Origin of the sequence: Nocardioides sp. NBC_00850 (genome assembly GCF_045207335.1) — a bacterium.
Lineage (GTDB): Bacteria > Actinomycetota > Actinomycetes > Propionibacteriales > Nocardioidaceae > Nocardioides.
The window spans coordinates 3665556-3680322 of sequence record NZ_CP108845.1; the positions used below are offsets into that span (position 1 = coordinate 3665556).

Annotated in this window: 12 protein-coding genes; all 12 read left to right on the forward strand. The window is 65.6% G+C overall.

The features are described from left to right. The first annotated feature begins 134 nt into the window (after positions 1 to 134). Positions 135 to 890 carry an SDR family NAD(P)-dependent oxidoreductase gene (locus OH802_RS17760; protein ID WP_406020600.1) on the forward strand — a complete coding sequence of 252 codons (756 nt, stop codon included), beginning with the start codon at positions 135 to 137 and terminating at the stop codon, positions 888 to 890. 68 nt (positions 891 to 958) lie between these two features. Then, positions 959 to 2104, forward strand: coding sequence for a sugar ABC transporter substrate-binding protein (locus OH802_RS17765; RefSeq protein WP_406020602.1), 1146 nt, complete (start codon positions 959 to 961; stop codon positions 2102 to 2104). Then, positions 2050 to 3612, forward strand: coding sequence for a sugar ABC transporter ATP-binding protein (locus OH802_RS17770; protein WP_406020604.1), 1563 nt, complete (start codon positions 2050 to 2052; stop codon positions 3610 to 3612). Before OH802_RS17765 ends, OH802_RS17770 begins: the two co-directional genes overlap by 55 nt. Positions 3613 to 3625: 13 nt before the next feature. Next, positions 3626 to 4663, forward strand: coding sequence for an ABC transporter permease (locus OH802_RS17775; protein ID WP_406020606.1), 1038 nt, complete (start codon positions 3626 to 3628; stop codon positions 4661 to 4663). Positions 4664 to 4703: 40 nt separating this feature from the next. Beyond that, complete coding sequence (locus tag OH802_RS17780; protein WP_406020608.1) at positions 4704 to 5486, forward strand: N-acyl homoserine lactonase family protein; 783 nt, start codon at positions 4704 to 4706, stop codon at positions 5484 to 5486. A 50-nt stretch (positions 5487 to 5536) separates the two neighbouring features. Continuing rightward, on the forward strand, positions 5537 to 7021 hold the full coding sequence (locus OH802_RS17785) for an aldehyde dehydrogenase family protein (protein ID WP_406020609.1): 1485 nt from the start codon (positions 5537 to 5539) through the stop codon (positions 7019 to 7021). Positions 7022 to 7059: 38 nt separating this feature from the next. Continuing rightward, the gene (locus OH802_RS17790; RefSeq protein ID WP_406020611.1) at positions 7060 to 8442 is read left to right on the forward strand and encodes an MFS transporter; all 1383 of its coding nucleotides are present in this window, start codon (positions 7060 to 7062) and stop codon (positions 8440 to 8442) included. Between the two features lie 76 nt (positions 8443 to 8518). After that, positions 8519 to 9586 (forward strand): SMP-30/gluconolactonase/LRE family protein, encoded by a 1068-nt coding sequence (locus OH802_RS17795; RefSeq protein WP_406020613.1) that lies wholly within the window; start codon positions 8519 to 8521, stop codon positions 9584 to 9586. Between the two features lie 229 nt (positions 9587 to 9815). Then, positions 9816 to 11192: an MFS transporter gene (locus OH802_RS17800; RefSeq protein WP_406020615.1), complete on the forward strand. Its 1377-nt coding sequence runs from the start codon at positions 9816 to 9818 to the stop codon at positions 11190 to 11192. Between the two features lie 50 nt (positions 11193 to 11242). Next, entirely contained in the window at positions 11243 to 12724 is a 1482-nt protein-coding gene (locus OH802_RS17805; RefSeq protein ID WP_406020617.1) for an aldehyde dehydrogenase, read from the forward strand. 17 nt (positions 12725 to 12741) lie between these two features. Continuing rightward, positions 12742 to 13446, forward strand: a complete 705-nt coding sequence (locus tag OH802_RS17810) for an SDR family NAD(P)-dependent oxidoreductase (RefSeq protein ID WP_406020619.1) — start codon at positions 12742 to 12744, stop codon at positions 13444 to 13446. A gap of 233 nt (positions 13447 to 13679) precedes the next feature. Then, entirely contained in the window at positions 13680 to 14735 is a 1056-nt protein-coding gene (locus tag OH802_RS17815; RefSeq protein ID WP_406020621.1) for an ABC transporter substrate-binding protein, read from the forward strand. Positions 14736 to 14767 lie beyond the last annotated feature (32 nt).

The following is a 14767-nucleotide window of genomic DNA, read 5'->3' on the forward strand; positions in this document are numbered from 1 at the left end:
CACCTGCTAAGAGTAAGGCCTTTTCCTTCGGGTTACAGCGGGGTTACGGCATACCCTGGAAAAGTTTGACCTTTCGCAAGTAGCCAAAGCGAACGAGACTTCCGTCACACGCAGTCGAGAGAACGGTTGAAGACATGGGAAGTCTCCAGGGCAGGTCGATCATCGTGACCGGCGCAAGCAGCGGGATGGGCGCGGCCACGGTCAAGCGAGCGTTCGCCGAGGGCGCGTCGATCGTCGCAGCCGACCTCAACAAGGCGGGCCTCGACATCCTCGCGGAAGAGCTTGGCGACCCGTCGCGGGTGCTGACGGTGCCGACGGACGTGACTGATCCAGAGCAGACCGAGGCGCTGGCCGATGCTGCGGTGGAGCGCTTCGGCACTCCGTACGGCCTGGTCAACTCCGCGGGCATCACGTGCGTCGGATCGGTGCTCGATGTCGACCCCGACGACTGGCGGCGTGTCATGGCCGTCAATGTCGACGGGACGTTGAACACGACCCGCGCGGTCGCGCGACGGATGGTCGACGCCGGGGTACGCGGAGCGATCGTCAACTTCTCCTCAGGCGCAGGCGTCCGTGGCGTCGCCAACCGGGTCGGCTACGTCGCATCGAAGTTCGCGGTCACAGGCATGACGTACACGATGGCACTCGATCTGGCGCCGTTCGGAGTTCGAGTGAATGCCGTCGCGCCGGGGATGGTCCGGACCCCGTTCACCGCCTACATGCTCGACGACGAGGAGAACGCCCGCCGGATCAACGCGGCACAGCCGATCGGCCGGGTCGGCGAACCGCACGAGATCGCGAACGCCGTGGTGTTCCTCCTGACCGACGAGGCCAGCTTTGCCGTCGGGTCCGTGGTGTCGATCGACGGTGGACAGACGGCCGGCATCTGAGGCTTCCGGGAGCCAGCTCATTCGATAGGGCCGCAGCTCGGACGGCGAGTTCATGAGAGAGGACGAACATGAGGTCACTTCGTAGAAACACCGCGACGATCGCGGTCGCCGCCGGCGCGCTGGTCTTCACCGCTTGTGGAACCGGCTCGACGGGGGCGTCGTCGGGCGAGGCTCTGAACGACGCCGAGCTCGCCTCGCACCAGAAGGTCGTTGACCAGGCGACGGCGCCGGTGACGGAGTGGAACGGCCCGACTTCGGCGCCGGCTCCGGTCAAGGACAAGGAGATCGCCGTCATCGAGTGCGCGGCAGTCGTCTCGGGCTGCGTACGCCAGGCGGAGGGCATCAAGCAGGCGGGCGAGCTGCTCGGCTGGAGCGTCTCGGTCTACGACGGCAAGGGCGACCCCGTCGAGTGGAACAGGGCCGCAACCCAGGCGATCAACAGTGGTGTCGACGCGATCATCCTGGCCGCGGCCGACCCGGTGCCGATGAAATCGGCTCTGGACCTCGCGGCGGAGAAGGGAATTCCCGTCGGCACCACCGGGGTCGGGATCGCCGCGGGAGGCGGCGTCGCGTTCGACGTCGGCGCCGACTACGGCTACTGGGGCGAGGCCCTGGGCAGCTGGATCGTGGCCGACTCGCGGGGTTCGGCGAAGGTTCTCCAGACGGTGGACAAGGAGTTCGCGAGCCAGGGCGACATCCAGACCGAGATGAACCGCGTCATCGACTCGTGTGCCGGGTGCGAGGTTGTGGCAACGGAGCAGTTCGTGGTGACGGATATCGGCAACGGCCTGGGCCAACGGATCGCGAACACCTTGCAGCGGAACCCCGACATCACGTACGTGAACGGTGCCTTCGACTCCGCGGCTGCCGACATGATCCCCGCCATGAAGGCGATCGGGCTCGGCGACCGGGTGAAGGTCGTCGCGAGCGTGGGCGCCACCCAGAATCTCGGGTTCGTCGCGAGTGGCGACATGCAGAAGGTGGACGTCGTCCAGGACGACCTCTACCTCGGGTTCGCCGCGGTGGACCAGCTCAACCGACTCCTAGCCGGTCAGCCCCTGTGGAAAACGCCCGGCGAGACCAACGAGAAGCTCCTCTACGCGCAGGGAGCGCCGAGCAAGCTCCTGACCGAGGAGAACGTCGGCGATCCCGAGAAGCCGTGGGTGGCGGAGAACGACTATGTCGCCCATTACATGAAGATCTGGGGCGTGTGATGGTGGCGGGGACCCGGTTGGCGGTGCGTGATCTCACCGTGTCGTACGGGGCGCATCAGGTCGTACGCCAGATCTCGTTCGATGTCGCGGCCGGCTCCACATCGGCGCTTCTGGGCGCCAACGGGTCGGGAAAATCCACGACCGTCAAGGCGCTGACTGGGATCAACAGAGCGGGCGAAGGCTCCTGTGTCAGCTTGAACGGCGACACGATCAAGGCACGGGACCTCGCTCCGCGCGAAACGCGCCGAAGGGGGATCCGGGTCGTCCATCAAGAGGCTCCGCTCATCGCGAACCTGACGGTCGCGGAGATGATGGCACACCACACCGGGTTTCCTGTGACGGCGGGGATCGTCAAACGGCGTGAGCTGATCCGGGACGCTGCGGAGACCCTTGGGGAGTTCGACGTCCACGTCGATCCGAACCGATTGTGTGGCGAGCTCGACGCTGGCGACCGGGCACTCGTGTCGCTTGCCATCTCCATGGCCGGCATCCCGGTCGACTCGGCACTGCTGATACTCGACGAAGCCACGGCCTCCCTCAGCTCCGCCGACGCCGATCGGCTGTTGCGCCGTGTGCACGATGCGACGCAGCGCGGTCTCTCCGTGCTGATGGTGACGCACCGGCTCTCTGAGGTGTCCTCCTACGCCGACGAGACACTGGTCCTGCGCGACGGCCACATCGCCCGCACCTTCGTCCGCGAGGACTTCTCGGAGGACGAGGCGATCGCCGCGATGGTCGGGGTCAAGCACATCGAGGGCGAGGTCGACCGCCGCGGCGCACATGAGGCCACGAGCATGCCGGCAGACGCCGACCTTCGGGTGGAAGGCCTCTCTGGACGCCAGGTGTGCGGGGCGACATTCGGCTGCGCGGCCGGAGAGATCCTGGGTGTCACCGGTCGCAACGGGGCAGGCGCCTCCGAGCTGCTTCGCCTCGTGGGGGGCGTCGCGCGTGCGACGGCTGGTCGCGTCACGATCGGCGGCGCCGATCTCGAGCCCGGTTCCCCGCGCAGCGCCATCTTGGAAGGCGTCTACTTCCTGTCCTCGGACCGGATCAACGAGGGTGGGGTTCCGCTGATGACAGTCGGCGAGAACATGCTCCTCCCGCGGGTGGAGCGTTATGGACTGGGTCGGCGCCAGGCACGGGCCGATGTCGACCGGCTCATGGACGAGCTGGCGGTGAGTCCCGGCGACCCGACGGTGCCCTTCGGCAGCCTGAGTGGTGGAAACCAGCAGAAGGTCCTGCTCTCACGCTGGTTGCTGATGTCGCCCCGCGTGATGCTCCTGGACGACCCCACCGCAGGCGTGGATCCGAAGACCCGAGAGGTCATCTTCGGCCAGCTCAGGGCGCTCGCGGACCAAGGAATCTGCATCGTCATCCGCTCGAGCGAACCCGAGCACCTCGCCCGACTGTGCGACCGCGTCCTGGTGATCCGGGACGGACACATCGCAATGCAGCTCGACGGAGACGATCTGACGTTGGAGGAAGTAACTCATGCAACTTTCGCGTGAATCATCGAGCCCCGTGGGGGCCACCACGACCGCAGCCGGGATCCCCGACGCGACGGCGGTGCCTACACAGGGTGCCGGGTCCAGGACGAAGCTTCTTTCCGGCCTGCTTCAGCGTCACAGCATCCTGCTGCTCATCGTCGTCCTGATCATCGTCTTCTCCGTCCTCGCCCCAGATACGTTTCCGACGGTCGCCAACTTCCAAGGACTGGCGCTGCAGAATTCGGTCGCCACTCTGCTCGCCCTGTCCGTGTTGATGGTGGTCGTGATCGGTGAGTTCGACCTTTCGGTCGGCTACACCTTGGGACTCGCGGCGGTTCTCGCGGCCAAGCTCTCGAGCGAGCTCGGGATGAGTGTCGGGATGACGCTCCTCATCACCATCGGGGTGGGCACACTCGTGGGCCTGGCCTCGGGGCTCCTGGTCGCCCGGCTCAAGGTGGTGTCCCTGATCGCGACCTTGGGCGTGGGTCTCGCGGTGAGCGGGATCACGGTGGGGGTGAGCGGGGGACAGACGATCTCGATGAACATCCCGCCGTTCTTCTCGGATCTGGTTCAGACCAGGATCCTGGGCGTGGCGTCGGCCGTCTGGATCGTCATGGCAGTCGCAGCAGTCATCTACATCGCACTGACGAGAACCCCGGCCGGCAGCAAGATCTACGCGACCGGAGGCTCCGAGCGCGTCGCAGAGATGGTGGGTATCCGGGTCCCGCTGCTCAAATGTGTGATGTTCGCCCTCGCCGGCGCGACAGCGGCACTCGCCGGGATCCTGCAGCTGGGCCTTGCCGGAGCGGCGAACCCATCGTTCGGTGCCAACCTCCTGCTGCCGGCGTTCGCTGCCGTCTTCCTCGGTTCCACCACCGTTCGCCCGGGCATCTTCAACGTCGTGGGAACGCTCTTGGCGGTGACGCTGCTGGCCGTGGGCTTCTCCGGGCTGAGCCTTCTCGGTGCGCCGTTCTGGCTGCAGCCGGTGTTCAACGGCGGTGCGCTCATCGTGGGAGTGATCCTGTCGAAGCTGGTCACGTCGGCGCACGGCCAACGCAGTCCCCAGCGCTAGTCCCGCACGGACGTATTCAAGGAAGGAGAGCAACCGCATGATGACCACGTTCGAAGTCCACGCTCTTCGGTTGGGCACGATCCGAGCCGACAAGAGCGGGACGGTCTATGGACATCCGGAGGGGACCGTTCTCGCTGTCCCGATATGGGCCGCCGCGATCGAGGGTGGCGGCCGCAGGATCCTGGTCGACACCGGGATCCGCGACGCCGACAAGTGGTCGCGGATCCAGCCCCACACGATCGCTCCGGAGGAAACGATCGACGCGGCGTTGGCAACGCTCGGCTGGCGCCGGCGCGACGTCGACATCGTCATCAACTCGCATCTGCACTACGACCATGCCGAGAACAACCTGGCCTTTCCACAGGCGCAGTTCTATGTGTCCGACGAGGAGTGGCGATGGGCGTCGGACCCGAGCAGCGAGCAGGCGTGGGCCTACGACATCGAGTGGACCGGCGACGACGTCACCTTCATGAACTACTGCCTCGTCCAGCGCGACCACTACGACGTCCTGCCGGGGCTGCGGATCATCCAGACGCCGGGGCATACGCCCGGGCACCAGTCCATCCTGGTCAACACCGAGGAAGGCCTTCTCTGCGTGACGGGTGACGCGGCCTGCATGATGGACAACTTCACGCTACCGGCCCCGCCCGGAACGCATGTCGGCTCGGCCGCCTCGCTGGCGTCGCTGAAGAAGATCTCGAATCTTTCCGACCGCGTGCTCATGAATCACGACCCCGAGCTGTCCAGTTATCAGAGCTCCGGGTTTCCGGTCGCTCCCGAGATGGGCGCCCAGACGCCCATCGGCGAGACAACACACCACTGAAACACAAGCCCCGAGGCGGGATCACCCGATCTCGGGGGAGGAGGAAGATCATGACAAACATCGACGGTCGACACCGTGTTGGCTACATCTCCGCGCGAGGCAACATCGTCCCGGACAAGGGGGAGTACCTGCCTCTCGAGAACCCGGCGACGGGCGAACAGATCGGGGAGGCGCTCGAGGTGGATGCGGGGACGCTCGGCGAGATCATCGCCGATGCGCGGGCGACGTACGAGAAGTCTTGGCGCAGGGTCGCTCCCGACGTACGCGGCGCGATGATGTTCCGATGGGCCAATCTGATCGAGCAGCGCCGTGACGAGCTCGCCGAGCTCGAGATCACCGACGTCGGTCACCTGCGGAAGGAAGCACTGGGTGACATCGACACCAGCGTGCGCCTGATCCGCTACTACGCCGGGATGGCCGACAAGATCCAGGGCAACACCTTCTCCCAGTTCCCCGACCGGATCGCCTACGGAGTGCCGGAGCCATACGGCGTCGTTGGCGCCATCACGCCCTTCAATGCGAACGCGGTCATGGTGGGCCTCAAGGCGGCTCCGGCGATGGTGGCCGGCAACTGCATGGTGCTCAAGGCTCCCGAGACCTCGCCGTTGCTGATGTTCAAGCTGATCGAGCTGGCTGTCGAGGCGGGGATCCCGCCGGGCGTCCTCAGTGTCGTCACGGGCCGCGGCCACGTCGTGGGGCCGATGCTGATGGACAACCGCGGCATCGCAATGATCTCGTTCACCGGCAGCGTGGGCGCGGGGCGATCTGTCATCAAGCAGTCGGCCGAGAACATCATGCCGGTCGTCCTGGAGCTCGGTGGCAAGAGCCCGGTCATCCTGCTGGACGACGCCAACCTCGACTTCGCCGTCCCGTCGGCCGTCCACTCGAACTTCGTGAAGAGCGGTCAGAGCTGCGTGGCCGGCTCGCGCATCCTGGTGCACAGCTCGATCTATGACGAGGTGTGCGCCCGGGTCGCGAAGTTCGCGAGTGAGATCCGCGTCGGTCTGCCCACCGACCCCGAGTCCCAGATGAGCACGCTCATCAGCAAGCCCCAGCGCGACCACGTCGACGCCCTGGTGTCATCGGCGGTATCCGCCGGCGCCACTCGACTGGCCGGTGGCGCCCCCGCCGACTGGGCGCCGCTCGACGGCGGGGCCTTCTACCAGCCGACGGTGCTCGCCGACGTGGAGGACGACAACCCGGCAGCCATGCAGGAGGCGTTCGGTCCGATGGCGAGCCTGCTCAGGTTCGACACGGTCGACGAAGCGCTCGCCCGCGCGAACGCGTCCGACTTCGGGCTCAGCGCCCAGGTGTGGGGCAACGACGCGATGGCCTTGCAGCACCTGGTCCAGAACATCGAGGCCGGGGCTGTCTGGGTGAACACCTACCGTGCCGCACACCCGACGTTGCCGCTGGGCGGGATGAAGCACAGCGGCTACGGGGTCGAGTACGGCTTCGAAGCCGTACTCGCCTACACGAGGCCGAAGTCCGTCATGTGGGACCTCACGACCGAGCGCACGCTTCCGTACGCCTGAAGTCCTGCCCCATCCCATCGCGTTCAGAGAGAATCGCCATGACCAACCAGACGAACAACAAGCCGGGAACGCCCCCAATCGGGGGAAGCCCGGGTGACGGCGCCGGGGTCACCTCGGACGTCCCCATGATCAGGGTCGCGGTTGCGAGCCTGATGGGGACCGTCATCGAGTTCTACGACTTCCTGATCTTCGCCGCCGCGGCGGCCCTGGTCTTCGGCCACGTCTTCTTTCCGGCTCTTGGCGAAGCCGCCGGAACTGCTGCCGCCTTCGGCACCCTGGGCGTCGCCTTCATCGCACGTCCCATCGGTGCGGTCCTGTTCGGTCACGTCGGTGATCGCCTGGGCCGCAAGCGAACCCTGATCGTCACCATGCTCGTCATGGGGTTCGCCACCGTGGCGATCGGACTGTTGCCGACCCCGGCCACCATCGGCGCGGCCGCGCCGATCCTGCTCGTGACCCTCCGTCTCTGCCAGGGCCTCGCGGCTGGAGGCGAGTGGGCAGGGGCGGTTCTCTTCACCTCTGAGCACGCTCCGGCGGGCAAGCGCGGCTTCTGGTCCATGTTCACCAACCTCGGCGGCGCCATCGCGAGCCTCCTTGCGCTCGGCACGTTCTTCATCGCGGACCTCGCCATGAGCGATGCCGACTTCCGGTCGTACGGGTGGCGCATTCCGTTCCTGCTCAGCGCCCTGCTTCTCCTCTTCGGGCTCTGGATCCGGCTGAAGACGAGCGAGACGCCCGTCTTCGAGCAGGATCGTGCTCGCCGCGAGAAGACGGAGCTCCCTGTCATCGAGGCCATCCGGCGTCAGTGGCGCGAGATCCTGCTCGGCGGTGGAGCTCTGCTCATGCCCTTCGCGCTGTACTACATGGGTGCGTCCTACCTGGTGAACTACGGTACGTCGGCCCTCGACCTCGGCTCGTCGTCGGTGCTGGGCGCCGCCGTGGTCGGCGGGCTCACCCTGGCTGCCGGGGTGGTCGCCGGCGGTGCGTTGTCCGACCGCATCGGTCGACGCCGGGTGATCCTCACGGCCAGCTGTGTCGCTGTCGGCTGGTGCCTGGTGCTGTTCCCCCTACTCGACACGCGGTCGCTCCTCATCTTCTGGGTGGGACTCTGTATCAGCACGCTGATCTCAGGATTCGCCTACGGAGTGGCGGGGTCGTACCTCTCGGAGCTCTACGAGACGCGATATCGGTACACGGCCGCGGCGATCGCCTACAGCTTGGCAGCGATCTTCGGGGGAGCGCTGCCTCCGCTTGTGGCGGCTCCGGTCACCTCGACGGAGGCCCTCGGCAGCTACGGGATGTCGCTCCTGCTCGCTCTCCTGTGCCTGGTGAGTGCCACCTGCACGTTCGTGGTCAAGGACACCAGCAAGCGCGATCTCACCGACATCGCCGCGGTGTTGGTCGCCGGGAGCCGCCCATGACGAACGCCCCGACCCCGGGGCACGCCGCCGTTAAATCCTGGTTACCTATTGACGTCGGCACGGAAGGATCAATAGTTTGACAAATAGCATTGGTGTTCATTGGGTGACAATTAGTGAAGCGCTCGCCGAGGCCGGCAGCAGCGAGCTTCGTCGCCGCCAGCATGAACCGATGACCGTCCATGGACGCCATGTCGGGCTTGTTGATGCCACGCCGAGCAGATTGAGGAAAACGATGAACGCTCCCGCACGCACGGTCATGCCGGACCTGACCTTCACAGAGGGGGCGCGGTGGCGTGACGGCCGTCTGTGGTTCTCGGATCTGTACACGTACCAGGTGCTGTCGTGCCTCGGGGACGGCAGCGACCTTCGGGTCGAGGCGACTGTTCCGCATCAGCCGTCCGGACTGGGGTGGCTTGCCGACGGGCGTCTGCTGGTGGTCTCGATGATGGATCGCACATTGATGCGCCGCGAGCACGACGGGACGATGGTGGTCCATGCCGACCTCGCGCAGCACGCCGCGGGATATCTCGGTGATCTCGTCGCCGATGACCATGGCCGTGCGTACCTCGGCAACTTCGGGTTCGACATCTACGCCGATGAGCCCATGGCTCCGACGTCGATTCATCGGGTGGACCCCGACGGCACCATCACCGAGGTGGCCAGGGACGTGTGGTTCCCCAATGGGTGCGCGATCACTCCGGAGGGCTCCCTGCTGGTCAACGAGACGTTCGGGAACCGGATCACGGCCTTCGACCTCACCGAGGGTGGTGATCTGGTCAACCGTCGGGTGTGGGCGCAGTTTGGTCCGCTGCCCACCTCGACCCGGCCCGACGAGGCTCTGAAGGAGGTCGCTGTCGCTCCCGACGGCTGCTGCCTCGACGCCGAGGGCGGTCTGTGGATCGCTGACATCAGGAACAACCGAGCGGTACGTGTCGTGGAGGGCGGTGCCATCACGGACGAGGTGCGACCCGGCGAGAACACGAATGTCTTCGCCGTCGCCCTGGGTGGCGAAGACGGTCGCACACTCTTCCTCTGCACGGCCCCTGACTTCGACGTGGAGACTCGCCAGAGCACTCGTGCCGCGAGCGTCATGGCGGTACGCGTCAGAGTGTCCGCCTGGCCCGACCTCCACGTTGCGCCGTAGGGCGAGGGGCTCGGCACCAGTCGTCGCCCCGTCGCCGACCGGACGCGTGATCGCCGGCGCAGCAGTCGGTCGCGCCCGTCGTAGTTCGGTCAGATAATTGTCCACTTGTCATTGTTCGTTTAACGTCGTATAGATGCTCGGGGTCACATCAGTGACGGCATGACGCCTCAGACGATGCCGGTCTGACGCACCGAGTTCGGTGCGGCACCGCCATTCCGAGGAGAATGTGATGACGACAGGTTCACCCCCGCACAGCCGTTCGCAGTCGAGCGGGAAAGGATCATCACAACAGATCAAGGCCGTCGCGAGCGGGTCTCTGGGCAACGCGCTCGAGTACTTCGACTTCGCCATCTACGGTGCGCTCGCTGCGACGATCTTCCCGAAGCTCTTCTTCGGTGGGATGGGTGAGACCGGCGCTCTGCTGGCTTCGTTCGCGACGTTCGGAGTGGGTTTCGTGGCGCGCCCTGTGGGCGCACTGGTTCTCGGGCACCTCGGCGACAAGTTCGGTCGCAGGCCGATCCTCTTCGCCACCCTGGTCATGATGGGCGGAGCATCGATACTTATCGGTCTTCTGCCCACGGATCAGGGGATCAGTATCGCTGTCGTGTTGGTGCTGTTGCGCGCGATCCAAGGCTTCTCGCTGGGTGGTGAGGTCACCGGGAACAAGCTCATCGTGATGGAGCACTGCGATGCGACGCGTCGCGGCTTCTTCGGATCCATCATGACCATCGGCTCGCCCATCAGTCAGGTCCTCGCCAACCTGACGATCGTGGTGCTGAGCGCAACCCTGACCGACACCCAGTTCGAGAGCTGGGGATGGCGCCTGCCGTTCCTCGGCAGCATCGTCATCGTGGCCGTCGCGTTCTTCATCAGGCTGCGGGTCTCGGAGACGCCCGCCTTCGAAGCGAGTGCGAAGGAGGGTCGCTCCGCGCCGGATGCCGAGTCAAAGGGGTGGCGAGTGCTCCTGACTCATCCGCGCCAGGTCGCGCTGCTCACCATGGCTTGGGCAGGAACCACGCTCAGCTTCTACCTCGTCGCCGTCTACGGTCTGAGCTACCTGACGTCATCGACCATCGGGATGTCGTCTCAGACTGCGTTCCTGATCCTCATGATCGCCCACGCCGTCTCTGTCGTCGCGGCCCTGCTCGGAGGCCTCACCTGCGACCGGATCGGGCGAAAGCGGGTCTGGTATCTAGGGCTGACCGGCTGTTTCGTCGGCGTCGCACTGTTCTTCGGCGTCGCAAGCTCGAGCCCGATCACCATGGGACTGATAGTGACGCTCATCCTGTCGTCCATCCAGTTTCTCAGCGGGGCTGAGCCGGCTCTGTTCGCAGAGCAGTTCCCGACGAACGTCAGGTTCTCCGGGGCGGCGCTCTCTTACACGATCACGAACCTTCTCTTCTCCTCGCCGGCGCCGTTCATCGCCGCAGCGCTTGCGGCCGTCGGTGGCACGTCACTGGTCGCGTTCGCGAGCTTGATCGTGATCGTGGTCTCGGCGGTCGCCGTATCCAAGCTCGAAGAGGGAGGCGGGCGCGACCTCGCCGCCTTAGGCCATCCGGGCAAGGAATCAGCCGTGCTGGAGGGGGCGGATGCCGAGAGATGGTGAGTGGTCGTAGCGAGACAGAACCCAGAGATCAGATCGTAGATGGGAATCAGATGACGAAGTACCGCCTGATGGTCGACGGAGCGTGGGACGAGCCCGAGGGTGGCGAGTGGCTTGCCTCGATTGACCCGTACAGCGGGGAGGAGTGGGCGCAGATTCCTCGAGGCAGTGTCGGTGACGTCGATCGTGCCGTCGCCGCCGCGAAGCGGTCGATGACAACCGGCCCCTGGGCGAGTCTCAGTGCGTCCGGACGTGGCCGCGTACTCAGGAACATCGGTGACGCCATCGCGGCGAACAAAGACCGGCTGGCCGACATCGAGGTGCGCGACAACGGCAAGCTCCTCGCAGAGGTCCAGGGGCAGCTGACCGCCGTCGCTGAGGCCTGGTACTACTACGCGGGCCTCGCCGACAAGATCCAGGGGACCACGATCCCGCTGGAGAAGCCTGACTCCTTCGCGTTCACTACGCGGGAACCGGTCGGCGTCGTCGCGGCGCTCACCGCCTGGAACTCGCCGCTCTGGTTCACCACCGTGAAGTCCGCTCCCGCTATGGCTGCAGGGTGCGCCGTTGTGGTGAAGCCGTCGGAGTACGCCTCGATCAGCACACTGGCGCTCGCCGAGATCATGGTGGAAGCAGGTCTGCCGGCTGGGGTCTTCAACGTCGTGACCGGCCTCGGGCCGGAGGCTGGCTCCGCTCTGGTGGATCATCCCGACGTCTCCAAGATCGCCTTCACCGGCTCGGAGGGAACCGGGCTCGCGATATACGCGCAGGCGGCCCGGACTGGAAAGCGCGTGGCGTTGGAACTGGGAGGCAAGTCGCCGAACATCGTGTTCGAGGACGCTGACCTGGACCTCGCGGCCACCGGGGTGATCTCAGGAATCTTCGGCGCCGCGGGACAGATGTGCGCCGCTGGTTCGCGGCTGCTCGTACAGCGCTCGGTCAAGGAGGCGTTCCTGGCCAAGTTGGTCGAACTGGCCGGCGACATTCGACTCGGAGACCCGCGGGACCCGAGCACGAACGTCGGGCCGATCGCTACCGCGCCCCAGTATCAGAAGGTGTTGAGCTATCTCGACGTGGCGCGGGCCGACGGTGCTCGTTGTCTCCTGGGGGGCGGTCCCGCGACTGCCAGTGGCCTGTCCGGCGGCCAGTTCGTCGAGCCGACGATCTTCGTTGACGTGACCAACGATATGAGGATCGCGCGCGAAGAGGTCTTCGGTCCGATCCTGTCGGTCATGGACTTCGAGGAGGAGACCGACGCCGTGCAGCTGGCGAACGACAGCGAGTACGGGCTGGTGGCCGGGGTGTGGACGACCAATGTCGGTCGCGCCATGCGCATGTCGAAGGCCCTGCGGGTCGGCACCGTGTGGGTCAACACCTATCGGACGTACAGCTACATGGTCCCGTTCGGTGGGATGAAGCGCTCGGGCATCGGGCGCGAGCACGGTCTCGACGGGATCGAGGAGTTCCTCGAGACCAAGAGCACGGTGATCGCCACCAACGAGACGGCGCCCTCCAACCCCTTCGTGATGCGATGACGGCGGCGAGACGAGGCATGGGAGGTCGGCGGATCCTGGTCACCGGCGCTGCGGCCGGGATCGGGCGGTGCACGGCGAAGCTCCTCGCCGAGGACGGGGCAACGCTAGGGCTCCTCGATCGCGACGAGGAAGCGCTGGAGGAGGTGGCGCGTGACACCGGCGGCGCTGCGCTCGAGGTCGACATCACGGACGAGGACGCTGTCCGACGGCGCGTCCAGGATTTCGGGGCGTCCGGTGGTATCGACGGCCTCGTCAACGCCGCCGGGATCATGTTCCGGGGCGCTGCGGCCGACGTGCCGGCGGCGGAATGGCGTCGCGTGCTCGACGTCAACCTGACTGGAACCTACATCGTCGCGCGAAGCTCTCTTCCCTGGCTCTCGCGAGAGGGTGGCGCTTCGATCGTGAACATCGCCTCGGCACAGGGACTGCTTCCGAACGCGCCCGGCTACTCCGCGTACGCAGCATCGAAGGGTGGCGTCATCGCGCTGTCGAAGGCACTGGCCGCGGAGCTCGCGCCAGCGGTTCGAGTAAACGTGATCTGCCCCGGGATGGTGGACACCGCCATGGCTGACGGGCAGCGCGGCAATGTCGAGAACTACGCGTTGAAGAGGCTTGCTGACCCGATCGAGATCGCGCACACCATCCGCTTCCTGCTGTCCTCGGACTCCTCCTACGTCACCGGCGCGGCATTGGCGACCGACGGCGGCCGGTCATTCCACTGATCTTCCATGGATGACGGTCCGAGAGGGCCGCGCACGACTTCGGTTGTACGGAAAACTCTTCAATGCTATCGGTCAGACAGTTGCCACCTTGAATAATCGGGGGTACGTTGTAACCACTGTGCTCGGGGTCACATTCGACTGTTTAGGAGACACCAATGGCTTGGAAGAGTCGTGCACGACGAAGGGCAGGGCGACCGACATTGGTATGTGCGGTGATCGCCAGTCTCAGTGTCATGACCGCAGGCTGCGCCGGGTTCGGTGGCGGCGGAGGTGGTGAGGTCAGCGCAGACGTATCGAACACGCAGAAGGCTCTCTATGAAGATGCGGTGGACGCCGGTGGTGAGCTCAGTGTCTTCGTCGGCACCTCGAGCAACTCCGAGCTCGACCAGCTGGTCGAGCTCTTCAACGAGGAGTTCCCTGGCATCAACGTCAGTTACGTCTCGGGCACAGGGGACGAGGTCTCCGAGCGTGTACTGACTGAGAAGCGATCGGGCCTGTCGAACGCCGACGTCCTGATGCTCGCAGGGATGTCCGCTTTCGAGCGGATCAACGATGAGGGTTACATCGAGACGTTCACGCCCGAGGACATCGAGCTTTTCACTCAGGAGGAGTCGACCTACATTCCTGACGCGGTCTACTCCTTCAGCGACCTGGTCAGCGGCGCGTGCTACAACCCGGACAACGTCTCCAAGGAGGAGGCGGCTCTGCTCAAGACCTATGAGGGCTGGACCGATCCGACTTGGAAGGGTCGCGCGGCGGTCGTTAACGTCGACGGCTTCGGCTATCGCTTCGCCATGACGGAATGGGTCTACGGTGACAAGTCCATGGGGAAGCCCTGGCTCGAGGACCTCGCGGCGCTTGACCCCACCGTCTACAACAGCGGGAATGTTGCCGTGCCGCAGACGATCGCCGGCGAGTACGACGTCGTATACAACGTGATCACGGGCTACGGCGCCCGCGCCCACACCGGTGGGGAGCCGCTTGAGTGTGTCACTGCGGAGTTCGCGCCCTATTACACCTTCGGCTCGGCGCTGGTGACAGATGCACCGAACTCGGCTGCAGGAAAGGTCTTCATCAACTGGCTCTACTCCGAGTCGGGTCAGGCGGCGGTCCAGGAGACCTTGGCGTGGTCGGCTCGGCGTGAAGGGTTCGACACTCCGGTGAGCGATGCCCCGTGGTGGCAGGAGCCGAAGGATCCGCGCCTCGTACAGGAAGACGTCGTTGAGAAGAACTACGACGATCTCTACGAGACCTTCAACAACGTCATGGGTGCCGCTGAGGAGAAGTGAGCCGGTCGGTGGTGCCAGGGCAACCGCCCTGG